Origin of the sequence: Bosea sp. AS-1, from assembly GCF_002220095.1 — a bacterium.
In the GTDB taxonomy this organism is placed as follows: Bacteria; Pseudomonadota; Alphaproteobacteria; order Rhizobiales; family Beijerinckiaceae; genus Allobosea.
Map to the genome: position 1 here is coordinate 3,199,458 of NZ_CP022372.1, position 18,064 is coordinate 3,217,521.

An 18,064-nucleotide genomic window follows, 5' to 3' on the forward strand; every position below is an offset into this window, starting at 1 on the left:
GAGAGGAAACAATCTCCTTGTCAAGCAGCCGATGGCAAATCGGCCGGCAGGGAGAGCCTGAGGGACGGAATGCGATGGGATTGAATGGGTCGGCTTTTCTCGCGATCTGGCACGACATCGCCGATGGCGGTCACGAAGGCTATATCGAGTGGCACACCCGCGAGCACATGCCGGAGCGGCTATCGATTCCGGGTTTTCGCACGGGCAAGCGCCTGCATGCGCCGAAAGCGTCGCGCTATGTCTTCGGGACGATCTATGCGGCCGATGACGTCGAGGTGTTCCGCTCCGACGCCTATCTCGCGCGGCTGAACAATCCGACGCCGTGGACGGCAGAGGTCGCACCAAGCTTCCAGAATTTCCTGCGCGTCGCCTGCGACAGGGTCGCGACGGCCGGCATCGGCGATGGTGGCAGCATGGCGACTATCCGCTTCGATTTCGCGGAAGCGGATAGCGATGCGGTTTTGCGACAGGCTGCGCAGGGCCTCGTCGAGGCCGTGCAAGCTCTCCCGGGCGTGGCTTGTGTCCATCTCGGCATCGCCCGCAGCGAGGTTTCCGGCGTCCGGACCCGCGAGACGGAACTGCGCAGCGCCATGGCGGAGAAGGGTTTTGACGCCGTGCTTCTGGTCGAAGGCGCCTCCCGCAGCGGCCTCGAAGCAGCCTTGGCCGAAGCGAAGCAGCTGGCCATCGCCACGGGAGCGCTGACCGAGCCCGTCATCGATGTCTACGAGACGGCCTTCAGCATCACCAGCGAAGACATGCAGGCCCATAACCACGCGCAAGCTCATCAAGGTTGAGCAGGCCTCGAGCATCAAGCATCGGCCTGGGGCTTTACACGCGACAACAAGAGATCGGGCAGCCCCCCGATAACAGCCAGCCGGCCCAAGAAGCCGGCAAATCATCAGCAAACAGAGGAGGATTCATGTTGGGCATTTCTTCATTCCGCGCCGCTGCGCTGGCTTTGGCGGCCAGCATCGGCTTCTTCGGCGCCTCCGCGCAGGCCGACGCCCAGTCTCTCGACAAGATCAAGAAGGCAGGCGTCATCCGCATCGGCGTGATGGGCGAGCAGGCCCCCTGGGGCTCGATCGACGCAACCGGGCAGAACATCGGCTACGACGTCGATGTGGGCCGGCTGATCGGCGAGGAGCTTGGCGTCAAGGTCGAGTTCGTGCCGAACGCCGTAGCCGCCCGCATCCCGAACCTGCTGACCAACAAGGTCGACGTCCAGATGGCGGTGATGGGCATGTATCCCGATCGCGCCAAGGCCGTGCAGTTCTCGAAGCCCTATTCCGGTCTGAAAATCATCTTGCTCTCCAGCAAGAAGAACAAGATCGAGAAGATCGAGGACGCCCGCAACCTGCGCATCGGCGTGCCACGCGGCGCGGCGCAGGACAAGGCGATCACCACCCTGCTCGGCGACATTCCGAACATCCGCCGCTTCGACGATGACAGTTCCACCATGCAGGCGCTGGTCTCCGGCCAGGTCGATGCGATCGGTGGCAACACCACCTACAAGATCAATCTGGACAAGGCTTCGCCGGGGAACGACTTCGAGCAGAAACTGGTCTTCAACGAGCAATGGCAGGGCATCTGCACCAAGCTCGGAGACGCCGAGATCAACAACTGGCTCAACCAGTTCATCGACAAGATCGCGGCCGACGGCCGGCTCGAGAAGATCAGCCAGAAGTGGCTGGCCCAGCCGCTGCCGACCTTCCCGGCCTCGGTCGAGGGCGTGCCCTTCTCCGTGAAGTGACGGGCCAAACTCAACCCTTCAAAATGCCGCAACACGAGGCGCGACCGCATATCTGCGGCCGCGTCCGCTGCCCACCTTCTCCGGAGCCGCGATGCGAACGATCTTCATCCTGAACGGGCCGAACCTCAACCTGCTCGGCCAGCGCGAACCGGAGATCTACGGACGGACCACGCTCGACGAGATCCGTGGCTGGTGCGAGAGCGACGCGGCCGATCTCGGCCTCGCCATCGATTTCCGCCAGTCGAATTTCGAGGGCGAGATCATCGAGGCGATCCATGCCGCGCGGAAGGACGCTGCCGGCATCATCATCAACCCGGCGGGCTACACCTTCACCTCGATCGCCATTCTGGACGCTCTCAAGATGTTCGAACGCCCAAAGATCGAGTTGCACATCTCGAACATCCATCAGCGCGAGGCAATCTACCATAATTCACTGGTCTCGAAGACGGCGACGGCGGTGATCGCCGGGCTGGGCGCCTATGGTTACAGGCTGGCGCTGCAAGCCATGGCGGAGATGACCCGATGACCCGCATCGCCCTGCTCGGTGCCGGCCTCATCGGCCGCGAGCACGCCGACCTCATGGCCTCGCACCCCGAGATATCCATCGCCGCGATCTGCGATCCTTCCCCGGAGGCCGCGCAGCTTGCCGAGCGGCTGTCCGTACCCCACCGCGTCGACTACGCCGCCATGCTCGACGAGCTGCGCCCCGACGGCGCGATCGTCGCGCTGCCGAACCAGCTCCACGCCCCTGCCGCGCTGGCCTGCATCGAACGCGGGATCGCCTGCCTGATCGAGAAGCCAGTCGCGGAAAGCATCGCCTCCGCTGCCCTGATCGTCGAGGCGAGTGAACGCACCGGCGTGCCGGTGCTGGTGGGTCATCAACGCCGCCATAGCCCGGACATCCGCGCAGCCAAGCAGGCGATCATGGCTGGAGAGCTCGGTGACATCGTCGCCGTCAACGGCATGACGCTGTTCGACAAACCGGCCAATTACTTCGACGTCGCCTGGAGAAAGAGCGCCGGCGGCGGCGTGCTGCTCATCAACCTGATCCACGACATCGATATCCTGCGTCATCTGGTTGGCGAGATCGACAGCATTCGAGCCTTCACCTCGCATGCGCGCGGCTTTGCGGTGGAAGACGGGGCTAGCCTTTCCATCCGCTTCACCAACGGGGCCTTGGGAAGCTTCATCATCTCCGACAACGCCGTCAGCCCCTGGGCCTGGGAATACAGCTCGGGCCAAGCTCTCTACCACCCCACACAGCCGGGCCCTTGCCTGTTCCTGGCGGGCAGCAAGGCGGCTCTGTCGGTCTCCGACATGTATCTGTGGCGCCATGAGCGAAGCGACGAGCACTGGCAGCACCCCTTGGCGCGCCATTATCGGGGGACCGCCGGCCAGCCGACCTATGTCGCCCAGCTCGCCCATTTCGCTGCGATCGTCCGGCGAGAGGAACAGCCGCTCATCACGGCCCGAGACGGCATGGCCACGCTCGCCGCGACACTCGCGGTCGATCGCGCCGCCCGCGAAGATCGAACCGTCACCCTGGCGGAGATGCTCGAGCAAGGAGGAGCGGCATGAGCGGCGCAACCCCAGCCATAAAGACGATCCGCGGCGAAACCATTCCGGCCCTCGGCCTCGGGACCTTCGAATTGACCGGCCCAGCCGGCGAGGCGGCGATCCGGACGGCGATCGATCTCGGCTACCGCCAGATCGACACCGCGATCCGCTATGGCAACGAGGTTGAGGTCGGGCGCGCCATCCGCGCTTCGGGTCTCGCGCGGGGTGAATTCTTCGTCACGACCAAGATCTGGTTCAACGACCTCTCGCCGGACACCGTCCACCGCCGCGTCGATGAAAGTCTCGACCGGCTCGGGCTCGATCAGGTCGATCTGCTGCTCGTCCACTGGCCTACGAAAGATGTCCCCCTCGACGAGACATTGGCGGCCTATGCCGAGGAAAAGCAGAGGGGGCGGACGCGGCTGATCGGCGTCAGCAACTTCCCGGTCGCGCTGCTCGACGAGGCGCTGGAGGTGCACAAGGCCGACCTGTTCTGCAACCAGGTCGAGTATCATCCCTTCCTGTCGCAGGAGAAGCTGCTCGCCCGGATGCGGCGCGCCGGCATGCTGCTGAACGCCTACCAACCGATCGCGCGCGGCAAGGTCTTCGACAATGACCTGCTCAAGGCGCTCGGCCGGAAATACGGCAAGTCGGCCGGGCAGGTGACGCTGCGCTGGCTCATCCAGCAGGACGGCGTCGGCGCCATCCCGCGCTCGTCCAAGCCCGAGAACATGCGGGCCAATCTCGACATCTTCGATTTCGAGCTGTCGCCGGAAGACATGGCGGCGATCCACGGGCTCGCCAGCGGTCGGCGCTATTCCAGCTTCGCCTGGGAACCCGCCTGGGACGACTGAGACGAGACCTGCCGCCCAAAACAGGGGAGGAACGATGACACTCGACTTCAGCGTCGTGGCAGACGCCTGGAAATCGCTGCTGTTCGGAACGCTCGGAACCTTGTTCCTGGCCTTTTCCGGCATGGCCATCGCGATGGTCGTCGGTGTCCTGGGCGTGGTCATCCTGCGGATGCAGATGCGGATTCCGTCGCTGCTGGTCACGCTCTTCGTCGAGATCGTGCGCAATACCCCATTCCTGGTGCAGATCTTCTTCCTGTTCTTCGCGCTGCCGCTCGCCGGTGTCCGCCTGAATCCGACGATCACGGCGATCCTGGCGCTCGGCCTCAATGGCGGCGCCTATGCGATCGAGATCATCCGCGGCGGAGTCGAGAGCATCCCGAAGGGGCAGACGGAGGCGGGCCTGGCGCTCGGCATGCACAAGCACGAAGTCTTCCGGCTGATCGTGCTCGTCCCTGCCCTGCGAGCGATCTTTCCGTCGCTCGCCAGCCAGTTCATCCTGCTGACGCTGACCACGGCGATCTGCACCTCGATCTCCGCCTATGAGCTGACATCGGTCGGCCAGCGGATCGAAGCGGAAACCTTCCGCAGCTTCGAGGTCTATTTCACGCTTACGACGATCTATCTGGTGATCTCGCTCGTGACGATGTGGCTGCTCGCCGCGCTGGGCCGCTGGGCCTTCAGCTATCCGCAGCGCTGAGGGGCAGGACATGGGCATTCAGGAACTGACCTATCTGCTGCAAGGCCTGCTCTGGACCTTGCTCCTCACCGCCATCGGCTTCGTCGGCGGCATCGTGTTCGGCATGGTCGTCGCCCTGCTCAGGGTCTCGCCTTCGCCATGGCTGCGGATTCCGATGATCTGCTGGATCGGGGTGTTCCAGGGCACTCCGCTGCTGATGCAGCTCTTCGTCGCCTATTTCGGCCTGCCTTTGCTCGGCTTCAACCTTCCAGCTTGGGGCGCCGTCTCGATCGCGCTGACGGCGCATGCCTCGGCCTTCCTCGGCGAGATCTGGCGCGGCGCGATCCAGGCCGTGCCGGGCGGCCAGACCGAAGCCGCCAATGCGCTCGGCCTGCCCGGCTGGAGCCGTATGGTCGACGTCGTGATGCCGCAGGCGTTCAAGCTGTCGCTGCCGGCGACGGTCGGTTTCCTGGTGCAGCTGCTCAAGGGAACCTCGCTCGCGGCGATCGTCGGCTTCATCGAGCTGACCCGGGCCGGCACCATCGTTTCCAATCAGATCTACAAGCCCCTGCTCGTCTTCGGCGTGGTGGGTGCGCTGTATTGCGTCATGTGCTGGCCGCTCTCGCTCTGGGGCCGCAGGCTCGAGCAGCGGATGGCAGCCGGAGCCGCGAGATGAAGGAGAGCGACATGGCCCAGACGAACGCCACCGCAAGCCGCACGGCGCGAGAGGCCGTCGCACCGATGATCGAAATGCGGAGGGTCGATAAATTCTATGGCCCGTTCCACGCTCTCAAGCGGATCGATCTCTCCGTGATCAAGGGCGAGAAGATCGTGCTTTGCGGCCCTTCCGGCTCGGGCAAGTCGACGCTGATCCGCTGCATCAACCATCTCGAGCCGATTGCGAGCGGCGAGATCGTGGTGGCGGGGCACCGGCTGACCGACAGCCAGGCGGCCGTCGATGCCGTGCGCCGGGAAGTTGGCATGGTGTTCCAGCAGTTCAACCTGTTTCCCCACAAGACGGTGCTGGAAAACTGCATCCTGGCCCCCATGCGGGTTCGCAAGCTTTCCCGCGCCGACGCGGAGGAGACCGCCCGCATGTATCTGGAGCGGGTCCGCATCGGGGACCAGGCGGCAAAATACCCGGCTCAGCTTTCCGGAGGTCAGCAGCAGCGTGTGGCGATCGCCCGCGCACTGTGCATGGAGCCGAAAGCCATGCTGTTCGACGAGCCGACCTCGGCGCTCGACCCCGAGATGGTCAAAGAAGTGCTGGACACGATGGTGTCGCTAGCCCGCGACGGCATGACCATGATCTGCGTCACGCACGAAATGGGCTTCGCCCGCCAGGTGGCCGACCGGGTAATCTTCATGGCCGATGGCGAGATCATCGAGGAAAATTCGCCGGCCGCATTCTTCTCGAACCCGCAGCATGCGCGCTCCCGCGCCTTTCTCGGCGAAATCCTCGCGCATCACTGAGCGCCGTTGCCGGGAGCTTTGGTGGCCTTGCAAGCCCTCGGAGGTACCTGGCCCCGGAAAATGATCCGCTCTGAGCGTCCGCGACCTCCCCGACGTTAGCCGGCGAGGACCTGCGAGGGCGAGCAGCCGAAGCGCTTGCGAAAACTGCGGTTGAAATAGGACAGATCGCCGAAGCCGACCTCGAAGGCGACGCCGCTGATCGTGATGGCGTCGTCCTCCGCCGACATCAGCTTGAGCCAGGCGCGCTCGAGCCGGCGCTCCAGGACATAGTCCGAGAAGGTGCGCCCCTCGGCGCCGAAAGCCTTCTGGATCGCGCGCGGGGTCACTCCGTAGAGCCCGGCGATCAGGTCGATCGAGAGTTCGCGCCGTTCCAACCTGGTCTCGATATCGGCCTTGATCGCGGCGAGCCGACCGCCGCGCCTCGGCGTCGCGGCCGCCAGAGGTGCGCTGCGATCGGCCAGCATCACGCCGACCAGATCATGGACGTGGCCTATGGCGAGGTCGCGCAGCGGCATCGAATTGAGCGGGAACAGGCCGCGCAGGAGCAGGGCACCGTAGTGAGCCAGCACCTGCAGGCCGCGATTGCCGCGCGGGATCGCCAGCATCAGCTCGTCGGTCGCGAGCTGCGCCAGCGCCGGCAAGCGCGCCGGATCGAGCGCGATCAGGTCGATACGACCGAGTTCGACCAGGGTGAAGCGCGTTTCCCCCGCGAGATCGACGACCGCGGCATCACGCGCCCTCAACGAGACGCGACGACCCGCCTGCTCGATCACGCAACGGCCATCCGAGGGGCGGACGAGAATGTAGCGTGACTCCTGCTCGCTCCGGCGCGCTGGCCAGATCCAAGGCGTCACAGGGGAAAAGCAGGACATCAGCCCGATATCGGGCCGTGTCGTCAGCATGCTGCGCGCAGCAAACGGCAGGGCCGCCCCGGCGCGGATGTCCTCTCCGGCAGGCACGCGCCCGAAAACCTTGTGCGCCAGCGCCTGGATCTCCTCGGGCGCAGCCTCACTTGAAACCAGCCAGAACGGCGCGAAGCTCTCGGCTTCGGCCGGCTCGGTGATCGCAAGCCGTGGCATCTCGGCCACAGCCGCCTTGTCGTGCATTGGAGTTCGCTTTTGTCCCATAGCGCGTTCGCGCGAGTCCAAGATGATACCTGAAATATAACTTTAGAGATCGCAGGCATTCAACTTGTTCTGAGCTTCATGCCGCGGATATCGATGGTTAAATCTAGATTATTCTAGTTCTAACCTAAGATCGAAACGACATCATGACTTCGAATCGAGAGCCCCGGAGCGGTATCCCTCCGCTCGAATATCGACCCGGGCGGACGACGACAGGTGTCTTCATGAGCAACCGTACTTCCCTCGCCCTCAGTCTGCCGGCTCTGCTTTGCGCTTCGGCCGCGATGGCGCAATCGTCCCAACCTCGATCCAATGTGATCGACCTCGACACGATCACCGTCACGGCGGCGCGTACCGAGCGCAGCACGGCCGAGACACCGCAATCGATCCAGGTGCTCGACCGGGCGCAGATCGAGGAGCAATTGAAGTTCAGTCCGAACGCCGCGGCCGCGCTCGGCAAGCTCGTACCCGGCTACTCGATGTCGACGCAGATGGTGTCGAGTGCCTCGGAAAATTATCGCGGCCGTGACCTCCTCGTGCTGATCGACGGCGTGCCGATGAACACGCCGCTGCGTGACGTCGCCCGCATCCTCTCGCTGATCGACCTCAACACGGTCGAACGCATCGAGGTGGTCGCGGGCGCCTCCAGCCTCTTCGGCGCCGGCGCAACGGGCGGCACGGTCAACTTCATCACGAAGAAGGCGGCCGATGGCAGCAAGCCGCGCGTGACGATCAATACCGCTGTGCGTGGCTTCACGCAGACTCTCGGCCGCTCGCTGGCACCCGAGGCCTCGGTCACCGTTTCCGGCAAGATTCCGGATGGCTTCGATTACCTGATCTCCGGCAGCGCCCGTGGCGCTGGCCGCACCTATGACGGCGCCGGGCGGGAACTGCCTTCCGATGGCCTGCTCGGCCAGGGTGGTGGCGACCGCTACAAGGCCGGCAATCTCTTGGCGAAGCTTGGCTATGACTTCGATGCCAGCAAGCGGATCGAATTGCAGGGCTCCCTGATCGCCTTCGATCAGAACCCGAAATACCTGACCAACTACGCCGCTCCCTTCGCCCGACCCGATCGGACACGGCCCTATCCCGGCGAGCACGTCATCGAGGACACCAAGTCGGTCTCGCTGCGCTACAGCGACAGCGACTTCGCCCTCGGCAAGCTAAGCCTGCTCGGCTACTACAACGACATCAAGAAGCGCTTCAATTATTCCGCCTTCTCATACCCTTACAACTCGCAGGTCTACTACTCCTTCAACCCGGCGTCGCCGACGAGTCCGGACAACCAGACCACGCTGTATTCGCAGCGCGGCGGCGTAAACCTGACGATCGATACGCCGCTCGATCGCATCCTGCCCGGCGCCAAGTTCACCTGGGGCGGCGACCTCATCCATGAGAAAACCTGGCAGACCCTGAGCAATGGCCAGGACGTGTTCACGCCGCTGAAGCAGACGACCAGCGCCGCCTTCGGCCAGTTACAGCTTCCGGTCGGAGACCGGATTATCCTGCGCGGCGGCCTGCGCTACGAGTATTTCTCGCTGGGGGTCAGCGACTATGTCCGACCTGCCGCTTATGCGGCGGTGGCTGCCAACAACGCCCAGGGCTTCCAGAGCTTTGTGCTGCCGGCGCTCAACGTCACCGGCGGAAACTTCGACTACAAGGCCTGGACGGGCAATCTCGGCGCGACCGTCAAGCTCTCCGAGAGCAGCGAGATCTTCGGCGGCTTCTCGCAGGGCTTCGCGCTGCCCGATGTCGGTGCTTTCACACGGCGGGCGGGCATCTCCACCGCCTATGCGTGCCCGGTCGCGAACCCGAACTGCCTGCCGGCGAGCCGACGCGGCATCAGCTACGCCTCGATCGCGCCGGAGGCTCAGATCGTCAACAGTTACGAGCTTGGTATCCGCGGCAGCCACGGCATCTTCAAGGGCTCGCTGACCGGCTTCATCAGCACGTCCAGCAAAGGCGTCACCTTCGACCAGGCGAGCAACACGATCTCGCAGCAGAAGGAGCGGATCTGGGGCGTCGAGGCGACCGGTGACGTCGCCGTGACCGAGCAGTTCACCCTCGGCACCGTGCTGTCCTGGCGCGAGGGCCGTTACGACACCAATGGCGACCGCAAGCTCGACAGTGCCCTGCCGAACAACCGCATCGGCTCGCCCTATCGCGGCATGCTTTATGGCAGCTATCGCTTCGGCAATGGCATGCAGCTCCGCGTCGAGGGTGAAGCATTCTCCGACCGCAACGTCGCGACCGACCTGCGCGGCACCCGCAACAGGCTGAAGGGTGCGGCCACCATGAATGTCGCCTTCACCGCCCCGGTGCTCGACGGCGAGGCCTATGTCGCGGTCAACAACCTGTTCGACCGCAACTATCAGAACCCGACCGCGACCTCGGTGCGCAACCTCGCCAACTACGCCTGGGGCCGCACCGTGACGCTCGGCTTCCGCAAGACCTTCTGACCATGGTCAGCCTTGAGATAGACGCCGACGGCATCGTGACACTGCGCTTCGCGCCGCCCTATGCCGACAATGACGAGCGCGCCTATCTCGACGCGCTCGCCGAGCTCGGCCGGCGGCAGGAACCCTTCCTGCTGCTCACCGTCTTCGGCGGTGGCCGCAAGCTGTCGAAGGCCGGCGAGCGAGAACAGGCAATCTGGTTCAAGCGGACGCGGGCGCAATTCGGCACGCTCTGCGATGCCTGTGCCATCGTGCGTCCGGGCGCGACCGAGGCCATGGCCGACGTCTTCCGCCGGCTGTGGCCCTTCCCGATCAGCTTGGAGACCGACGAGGCGGCGGCGCGCGCCTTCCTGCTGAAACACAGGAGAGCGGCATGAGCGCGACCGAGGCGAGCATCGGCGCGGCACCAGCCGGCAACGCGGCGCGCTACCGGCTCCTTGCGGTGCTTGGCGGGCTCTATCTCGCGCAAGCGATCCCGTCTTACCTCTTCGTCGCGGCGCTGCCGCCGATCATGCGGGAGGCCGGCGTCTCGCGCACCTCCATCGGTTATATGAGCATCCTGCTCTTGCCGCTGGTGCTCAAATTCGCCTGGGCGCCGTGGATCGACCGGATCAGGCCGTTTGCGCGAGCGCACCGGGCCGGCTGGGTCTTCCTCACCCAGAGCGGGACGATCCTGTGCATCCTCGCTTTGATCGCAGTCGGACCGTTCGATGTCACCAAGATCATCGCGATCGGCTTTACTGCCTCGCTGCTGATCTCGACCCAGGACATCGCCACCGACGGCTATGCCGCGAAATATCTGCCGGAAGCCGACCGAGCCGTCGGCAATGCCATCCAGGGCGGCTCGATCGCTTTCGGCGTGGTGATCGGCGGCACGCTGGGCCTCGTCCTGCACCACCACATCGGCTGGACCGGCATGCTCGTCACCATCGCCGCGATCTCGCTGCTGCCGCTCGTCGCGGCTGCGATGATGCGCGAGAGCGACCCGACGCCGAACGAAGTGACCAAACGCCCCTCGATCCGCGCTTTCCTGCGCCGGCCGGAAGCACGCCGGATCCTCTGGATCGCGCTGACCTACCGGGCAAGCGAAGGTCTGGTGAAGGCGATGGAGGGCTCCTACCTCGTCGACGCCGGCGTGCCCTTGAACCAGATCGGCTATCTCTCGGGCATTTCTGCGACGACCGCGGGCCTCGCCGGCTCGGCGATCGCTGCCTTGCTGGTGAAGCGGCGCGGCATCGCCTTCGTGCTCGCCTTGCTCGGGGGCATGCGCACGCTCTGCTTCCTGCTCTTCGCCTGCCATGCGCTGGGCGCTGTCGTCGGCGCCTGGCCACTGTTCGGCGCCGCCGGCTTTCAAACGCTGATCCGCTATATGGAGATCGTCGCGCTCTATTCGCTGTTCATGGCAGTGACGAGCTCCGACCAGCCGGGGACCGACTTCACCATTCTCGCCTGCGCTCAGATGCTGGTCTATCTGGCAGGCTCGATGCTGGCCGGTAAACTCGCCGATGCACTCGGCTACGGCGCGCTGTTTTCGCTGGCGACAGCGATCTCGGCGGCAGCGGTGGTTGCAACCGTGATCATGATCAGGCCCGGCAGGCCCGGAAGACCGGGCTGACCGAGCGCCTGCATCGGCATGCGGCGGTTAAGCCAGCATCCTGGTGTCACCACAGACCGAGATCTCCTGGCCAGAGGTCGTTCGTCCGAACGGCGATGCCAGGAAGACAATGTGCCTGGCGATGTCGTTTGGATCGACGAAGCGCTTGATCGACACGCCGCCGAACAGCCGTTCTGTCATCTCCTCATGCGAGATATTGAAGCTGCGCGCCTTGTTGGCGATGACGCTCTGGATGCGCGGCCCCTCCACGAGACCGGGGCAGATCGCATTGGCGCGAATGCCGAACTCGCCGAGCTCGGCAGCGAGCGCCTTGGTAAAGCCGATGACGCCCCATTTTGCCGCACCATACGGAGAGCGCAGCGGAAAACCGTGCTTTCCGGCCTGACTCGACAGATTGACGATCGAAGCGTTGCCCGACTGCTTGAGATGCGCCACTGCGAGCCGCGTGCAGTTGAACTGCCCGGTCAGGTCAATGGCAAGACAGGAATCCCAATCTTCCGGCGCGATCTCGTCGACGCGGCCGGTGGGTCCGGCGATGCCGGCATTGTTGACGAGGCAATCAAGTCCACCGCCGAGTGCACTGAGCGCTTCGTCGAACAGGCGTGCAACGGCCTTGCGATCGGAAACATCGCAGATCGAGCGGGTGATCGCCGGATCGCTCTCGGCCAGTGCGGCTAGTGCCGCCTCGTCGACATCGCAGACATGGACTTTCGCCCCCTCTGCCGCGAAGGCCCGGGCCGTCGCCAGTCCGATTCCGTTCGCGCCGGCCGTCACCAGTACGCGCAACCCGTCGATCATCAGATCCATGGCCTCAAGCCTTTCCTCGTCTCACCCGCATGGTCATTCTGCCAGCCGCGCCGTGCGTTCGATGTGATCGGCGGCAGCGCGGATGTCTTCCTCCAGCGCCGCGCGTGCCGCGGCCGGGTCGTGCTGGCGCAACGCCGCGATCAAGGCGGCATGTGCGACCACCGCACTGCCGCCGTCGAGCCGACGCGGTTCGTGGCGCATGTCGAGATTGAGGACGGGTCCGGCCTTAAGCCAGAGCCGCTCGATCATCTCGATCAGCGAGGGCATGCCCGCAGCTTCATAGAGCACGAAATGGAGGTGGCGGTTGGCCGCGACCGCCCCGGCAGTGTCTGGCGGATCGGCTTTCGCCGCCTCGCGGAAGGCAGCCTCATGCCGCTCGATCGCGTCGATCTGCACTGGCGTGACGATCCTGGCCGCTTCTTCGACAGCGAACCCCTCGACGACGAGGCGGATGCGTGTCAGCTCGCAAAACTGCGCCAATGTCAGGACGGGCACCCGCACCGCCCGACCCGGCAGGACTTCGAGCGCCTTGTCGGCTGCGAGCCGGCTGACGGCTTCGCGCACCGGCATCATCGAGACGCCCAGCGCTTCGGCGACGCGCCTGAGCGAAAGCTTCTCGCCCGGCGCCAACCGTCCGGCGATCAGCAGCTCGCGCAGTTCGCCCGTGACACGCTCGCCGAGCGTCTCGTGCGAGAGCGAGCCGACCTCGTCGAGCGCGGACGTGTCGGATGCCCGCCGCACAGCGGATGGATCTGGCTCGCCTTTGCGGTCGACGAGGGGCTGGACTCGGGCGATCATGTCTGCCAACCTAACTGTGATCACAGATCACGACAAGCGGTTCTAAGAGGCCGCGACGAGACTGAAAAAGCGCCGAGGCGCGACCGTTCTGGGAGGAACGTATGACTGGGATCATCAAGGGCATTTCGCGTCGTCAGGCGCTCGTGGGAACAGGGGCAGCCGTCGCGACCAGTCTCGTCGCAAGTCCGTCCGTCATTCTCGCACAGACATCCGACACGATCCGCTTCGGTCATCTGACGCCGCGCACCGGGTTCCTCGGGCCACTCGGCGAATATGGGGTGATGGCCGTGGACCTGGCGGTCGAAGAGATCAACGCGGCGGGCGGCGTCAACGGGCGCAAGCTCGAAGCGCTCAAGGAGGATTCGGTCAACCCACAGACCGCCTCGACCAAGGCCGAACGCATGTTCGAGCGCGACCAGGTGGCCTGCATCATCGGCGAGATTTCGTCGGCCTCCTGCCTGACGATCTCGCAGGTCGCGGCGCGCAACAGGAAGCTGTTCGTCAATACCGGCGGCAATTCGGATGCGCTGCGCGGGGAGAGTTGCAACCGCTACATGTTCCATGTCGAGCACCAGAACTCGATGTATGTGAAGAGCGCCGGCCGCTCCCTGCTGGCGCAGGGCCTGGTCAAGGGCAAGAAATGGTTCTCGCTCACCGCCGACTATGCCTTCGGCCATGACCTCAGCAAGGTCGCCAAGCGCTTCATGGAAGCCAATGGCGGCCAGTTCGCCGCCGATAAGCTGGTGCCGACCGACGCGACCGACTTCTCGGCCTTGCTGCTGGAGATCCGCGCGGCGAAGCCTGATCTCGTTATCTCCAATCTCGCCGGCAACCAGATCACCAATTTCCTCAAGCAGTATTCCGAGTTCGGCCTGACCTTCCCGGTCGCCGGCTTCGGTTTCGATACCGCCCTCGCCTGGGCCGCTGGCAAGGACAATTTCGGCGGTATCTGGCCTTGCGTCTGGCATCACCTGATCGATACGCCGTCAAGCAAGGCCTTCGTCGCCGCCTTCACCAAGAAATACGGCAAGCCGCCGGAGAACCAGGCCTGGGGCGACTATGTCGGCGTCAAGGTCATGGCCCAGTCGATGAACGAGCTGAAGTCGACAGACACCGCCAAGATCCTCGAGCATCTGGAAAAAGGCGCGAAGTTCGACGTGATGAAGCCGCGCCAGGGCTATTTCCGCGCCTCCGACCATCAGCTCATCAGCGAGATGTACACGATCACCGCGCTGCCGGCGGCACAGGTCAAGAACCAGTGGGACCTCTTCACCTCGTCGCCCCCGGTGCCCGGCCCGAATGAGGACATGGAGGTGATCGCCACCCAGGGCGACGAAGCCGTCTGCAAGATGAGCTGAGCCCCCTCCCTCGACTGCGGAGTCATTCCGGGCAAGCCGCACCAGCGGCACCGATCCGGGATCCATGCCTGAACCGTTCCGGCATGGATCTCGCGCCTCCCTCGATCGCCCGGAATGACCGGGTGATCGACGGATCGAAACTGCAAAGGCCGTCCCTTGCTCACGCTTTTCATCCAGCAGGTGCTGAACGGGCTGCTTGACGGGGTCTACTACCTCCTGATCGCGCTCGGCCTGTCGCTGATCTTTTCGCTCGGCGGCATCGTCAACCTGGCGCATGGCGCCTTCTATGCGATCGGCGCCTATCTCACGATCGTGCTGGCACCGTATCTCGGCTTTGGCGGAGCGATCATCGCTTCGCCACTGCTGGTCGCGCTGATCGGCATTGTGATCGAGCGCGGCCTGTTCCAGCACTTCTACCGGCGCGACCCGATCCTTTCGCTGCTTCTGACCTTCGGTCTTGCCATGGTCGCGGAACAGGCGCTGCGCATGATCTTCGGTGCTCCACCCCTCTCCTTCTCGATCCCGACGGCGCTGCGCGGGCAGCTCTTCATCGGCGACTTCATCTATTCGCGCTACCGCGCGCTGCTGATCGTCATCGCCGCCGCCTGCGTGATCGGCCTCTGGTTCCTGTTGCAGCGAACCTCCTTCGGCCGGGTCGTGCGGGCTGGCGTGCAGAACCCGGACATGGTCGGCGCGCTCGGCATCTCGCTGCAGCCCTATATGATGGCGGTGGCGGGCATCGGCATCGGCCTGGCCGGGCTCGCCGGCGTGCTGCTCGCGCCGATCTATTCGATCCATCCCGCGATGGGGCAGGAGATCATCACCCCGGCCTTCGTCGTGGTCGTCATCGGCGGCCTCGGCTCCTTCTGGGGCGTCGTCGTCGCTGCGCTGATGGTCGGCCTGGTCAAGGGCGTCACCATCGGCCTCGGCTACACGCAGTGGTCGACGGCGGTGATCTATCTGATGATGCTGCTCGTCCTGCTCTTCCGTCCGCGCGGCCTGTTCGGCGAGCGCATCCAGCGCTTCGAGTGAGGCCGCGATGAGCCCTTCCGCCCGCGACTATCTTCCGCTCGTCGCATCCGCGATCGCGCTCGTCGCGCTGCCGTCGCTGATGCATCTGATCGGTCTTGGCACCACCTCCGCCACCGAGGTCGTGGTCTTCGCCATCGCCTGCATGGCGCTCAACATCCTCGTCGGCACCACCGGCCTTGTCTCCTTCGGACACGGCGCCTGGTTCGGCATCGCCGCCTATGCCGCCGGGCTGATGCAGCGCAACTGGTTCCCCGGCCAGTTCGTGCTGCCGGTCCTGCTGGCGGTCGCGCTTGTCGCCCTGATCGCGTTGGCCTTCGGAGCGCTGATCCTGCGCCGACGCGGCGTCTATTTCTCGCTTCTAACCCTGGCGCTCGCGGCGATGGTCTATTCGGTCGCCTTCCGCTGGACCTCGGTGACCGGCGGCGAGGATGGGCTGGGCGGGATCAAACGCCCTCTCTTCGGCGACATCGACTTCGAGACCGCCCTGCCCTTCTACACGCTGGTAGCGTTCATCGGCTTCGGCGTCGTCTACCTGCTCTGGCGTTTCCAGCGCTCGCCGATCGGCACCGTGCTCGTCGCCATCCGCGAGAACGAGCAGCGCGCCCGCTTCCTCGGCTATGCCACCACGCGCTACAAGATCGTCGCCTTCACGGTCTCGGCTGCGCTGACCGGGCTGGCCGGCACGCTACTGCTGTTCAACAATCGGATGACCTCGGCCGACCCGATCTCGGTCGCCTTCTCCGGCGAGTTGCTGGCGATGGTGGTGATCGGGGGCATGCGCTCGTTCCTCGGGCCGGCACTGGGTGCCCTCTTCTTCGTCGTCTTCCGCGACTACCTTTCGAGCGCGACCGAGAACTGGCTGCTCTGGTTCGGCCTGCTCTTCGTCGCCTTCATCGTCTTCTCGCCGGACGGGCTGGTCGGCGTCGGCCAGCGCCTGCTCAAGCCCTTCCGAAAGACGCCCGCGGAAGATGCGGCGATGTCGGCCCGCAAGGCCGGCGCCGTCGAATTGCCGGCCTTCATGAAGCCGGGCGATGCCGGCGACGGCACGATCCTGACCGCGAGCGGCCTCGCCAAGAGCTTTGGCGGCATCAAGGCAGTAGAGGATGTCAGCTTTGCCATGCGTGACCGCCGGCTGCACGCGCTGATCGGCCCGAACGGCGCGGGCAAGACGACTGCCTTCAACCTGATTTCCGGCATGTTCACGCCCGACCGTGGCGCGGTGCGCCTGCGCGATCACAACGTCGCGGGTCTCAGCCCCGATGCGATCACACGCGCCGGCATCGGCCGCGCCTTCCAGATCACCAACCTCTTCCCTTCACTCTCTGTGGCCGAGAATGTCAGGCTCTCGGTGCAGGCACGGGCGCCCGAGCGCTTCGGTTTCTGGCACGCGGCTGCCGGCCTCGGACAGGTCAACGACGAGACACGTCAGGTCATCGCGACGATGGGGCTGTCGGGTATCGAGCGTGCCGAGGCGGGCTCGCTCAGCTATGGCGGCCAGCGCCTGCTCGACATGTCGCTGGCGCTGGCGACGAGTCCGCGCGTGCTGCTGCTCGACGAACCGCTGGCCGGCCTCGCTGCGGCCGAGCGGGAACGTGTCGGCAACCTGATCAAGTCGATCTCGACCGAGCTGCCGGTTCTGCTCGTGGAGCACGACATCGACCGCGTCTTCGCCATTGCCGACCATGTCACAGTGATGAACGACGGCAGCGTTCTGGTCGATGGCACGGTCGAGGATGCGCGCTCCTCGGCCAAGGTGCAGGAAATCTATATCGGATCGGGCGCGCATGCGCTGGCGGCGAAGCCGCGCGAGAGTGCGGCGGGCGAGGCCGTGCTGCTCGGCCTGAAGGATGTCGATACCTTCTATGGCAAGAGCCACATCCTGCGCGACGTCTCATTCGACGTGCACGACAATGAGATCGTGGCGCTGCTCGGGCGCAACGGCGCCGGCAAATCGACGCTGCTCAAGACCATCACAGGCATAGCGCCGCCGGCAGACGGCAGCATCCGGCTCGCCGGTGCGGAGATCGCGCGGCAGACGCCAGCCGCCATAGCTCGGGCCGGCGTCGCCTATGTGCCGCAGGGACGCGGCCTCTTCGCAGGGATGAGCGTCAAGGACAACATGGAGCTCGGCCGGCTGCGGCGGCTCACCGGCAACGGCACGCATTGGGAGGACGAGAAGATTTTCTCGTTCTTCCCGCGCATCCGCGAGCGCTGGAACTCGCCGGCCGACTATCTCTCCGGCGGCGAACAGCAAATGGTGGCGGTGGCCCGCGCGCTTTCCGGCGACACCCGGGTGCTGCTCCTGGACGAGCCGTTCGAGGGGCTGGCGCCCGCAGTGGTCGAGGAACTCTTCGAGGCCTTCGACAAGCTGCGCCGGGAGATCGCGATCGTGATCGTCGACCATCATCTCGACCTGGCACTGGCGCTCTCCGACCGTACGGTCGTGCTGGAGCGCGGGCAGGTCACGCATATCGGCCCATCGCGGGCGCTCAGCCAGGATCTGGTGCTGCGTCGGCAGGTTCTCTGGCTATGAACCGCGGCCATCCGACTCCCAAGCTTGCGCA

Annotated in this window: 17 protein-coding genes; 14 read left to right on the forward strand and 3 right to left on the reverse strand. The window is 65.1% G+C overall.

Annotated features, from left to right (window positions below):
* Positions 1–74: 74 nt before the first annotated feature.
* From CE453_RS17000 to CE453_RS17035, 8 genes are all read left to right on the forward strand, one after another.
* The gene (locus tag CE453_RS17000; RefSeq protein ID WP_089175653.1) at positions 75–794 is read left to right on the forward strand and encodes a hypothetical protein; all 720 of its coding nucleotides are present in this window, start codon (positions 75–77) and stop codon (positions 792–794) included.
* A gap of 125 nt (positions 795–919) precedes the next feature.
* On the forward strand, positions 920–1,750 hold the full coding sequence (locus tag CE453_RS17005; RefSeq protein ID WP_089175654.1) for a transporter substrate-binding domain-containing protein: 831 nt from the start codon (positions 920–922) through the stop codon (positions 1,748–1,750).
* A gap of 91 nt (positions 1,751–1,841) precedes the next feature.
* Positions 1,842–2,276, forward strand: coding sequence for a type II 3-dehydroquinate dehydratase (gene aroQ / locus CE453_RS17010; protein WP_089175655.1), 435 nt, complete (start codon positions 1,842–1,844; stop codon positions 2,274–2,276).
* The gene (locus CE453_RS17015) at positions 2,273–3,328 is read left to right on the forward strand and encodes a Gfo/Idh/MocA family protein (protein ID WP_089175656.1); all 1,056 of its coding nucleotides are present in this window, start codon (positions 2,273–2,275) and stop codon (positions 3,326–3,328) included. Before aroQ ends, CE453_RS17015 begins: the two co-directional genes overlap by 4 nt.
* Positions 3,325–4,161 (forward strand): aldo/keto reductase, encoded by an 837-nt coding sequence (locus CE453_RS17020; RefSeq protein WP_089175657.1) that lies wholly within the window; start codon positions 3,325–3,327, stop codon positions 4,159–4,161. Before CE453_RS17015 ends, CE453_RS17020 begins: the two co-directional genes overlap by 4 nt.
* A 34-nt stretch (positions 4,162–4,195) precedes the next feature.
* Positions 4,196–4,858: an amino acid ABC transporter permease gene (locus tag CE453_RS17025; RefSeq protein WP_089175658.1), complete on the forward strand. Its 663-nt coding sequence runs from the start codon at positions 4,196–4,198 to the stop codon at positions 4,856–4,858.
* Between the two features lie 10 nt (positions 4,859–4,868).
* On the forward strand, positions 4,869–5,513 hold the full coding sequence (locus tag CE453_RS17030; protein ID WP_089175659.1) for an amino acid ABC transporter permease: 645 nt from the start codon (positions 4,869–4,871) through the stop codon (positions 5,511–5,513).
* A gap of 74 nt (positions 5,514–5,587) precedes the next feature.
* On the forward strand, positions 5,588–6,310 hold the full coding sequence (locus CE453_RS17035) for an amino acid ABC transporter ATP-binding protein (protein ID WP_472841003.1): 723 nt from the start codon (positions 5,588–5,590) through the stop codon (positions 6,308–6,310).
* Between the two features lie 95 nt (positions 6,311–6,405).
* Here CE453_RS17035 and CE453_RS17040 read toward each other — a convergent pair whose 3' ends face one another.
* Positions 6,406–7,416 (reverse strand): helix-turn-helix transcriptional regulator, encoded by a 1,011-nt coding sequence (locus CE453_RS17040; RefSeq protein WP_157733078.1) that lies wholly within the window; start codon positions 7,414–7,416, stop codon positions 6,406–6,408.
* A 242-nt stretch (positions 7,417–7,658) separates the two neighbouring features.
* Between CE453_RS17040 and CE453_RS17045 the strand changes: the two genes are divergently transcribed.
* The 3 genes from CE453_RS17045 to CE453_RS17055 are packed head-to-tail and all read left to right on the forward strand — an operon-like array spanning position 7,659 to position 11,505.
* Complete coding sequence (locus CE453_RS17045) at positions 7,659–9,893, forward strand: TonB-dependent receptor (protein WP_198302129.1); 2,235 nt, start codon at positions 7,659–7,661, stop codon at positions 9,891–9,893.
* A 2-nt stretch (positions 9,894–9,895) separates the two neighbouring features.
* Positions 9,896–10,267 (forward strand): hypothetical protein, encoded by a 372-nt coding sequence (locus tag CE453_RS17050; RefSeq protein WP_089175661.1) that lies wholly within the window; start codon positions 9,896–9,898, stop codon positions 10,265–10,267.
* Positions 10,264–11,505, forward strand: coding sequence for an MFS transporter (locus CE453_RS17055; protein ID WP_089175662.1), 1,242 nt, complete (start codon positions 10,264–10,266; stop codon positions 11,503–11,505). Before CE453_RS17050 ends, CE453_RS17055 begins: the two co-directional genes overlap by 4 nt.
* Positions 11,506–11,532: 27 nt before the next feature.
* On the opposite strand, the gene CE453_RS17060 is transcribed toward CE453_RS17055, so the two are convergent.
* Entirely contained in the window at positions 11,533–12,312 is a 780-nt protein-coding gene (locus tag CE453_RS17060; RefSeq protein ID WP_089175663.1) for an SDR family oxidoreductase, read from the reverse strand.
* Between the two features lie 33 nt (positions 12,313–12,345).
* Entirely contained in the window at positions 12,346–13,110 is a 765-nt protein-coding gene (locus CE453_RS17065) for a GntR family transcriptional regulator (protein ID WP_089175664.1), read from the reverse strand.
* Positions 13,111–13,211: 101 nt separating this feature from the next.
* Between CE453_RS17065 and CE453_RS17070 the strand changes: the two genes are divergently transcribed.
* The 3 genes from CE453_RS17070 (at position 13,212) to CE453_RS17080 (ending at position 18,033) form a co-directional block, all read left to right on the forward strand.
* Complete coding sequence (locus CE453_RS17070; protein WP_089175665.1) at positions 13,212–14,468, forward strand: ABC transporter substrate-binding protein; 1,257 nt, start codon at positions 13,212–13,214, stop codon at positions 14,466–14,468.
* 156 nt (positions 14,469–14,624) lie between these two features.
* Positions 14,625–15,500 (forward strand): branched-chain amino acid ABC transporter permease, encoded by an 876-nt coding sequence (locus CE453_RS17075; RefSeq protein ID WP_089175666.1) that lies wholly within the window; start codon positions 14,625–14,627, stop codon positions 15,498–15,500.
* A 7-nt stretch (positions 15,501–15,507) separates the two neighbouring features.
* Complete coding sequence (locus CE453_RS17080) at positions 15,508–18,033, forward strand: branched-chain amino acid ABC transporter ATP-binding protein/permease (protein WP_089175667.1); 2,526 nt, start codon at positions 15,508–15,510, stop codon at positions 18,031–18,033.
* The last annotated feature ends 31 nt before the right edge of the window (positions 18,034–18,064 follow it).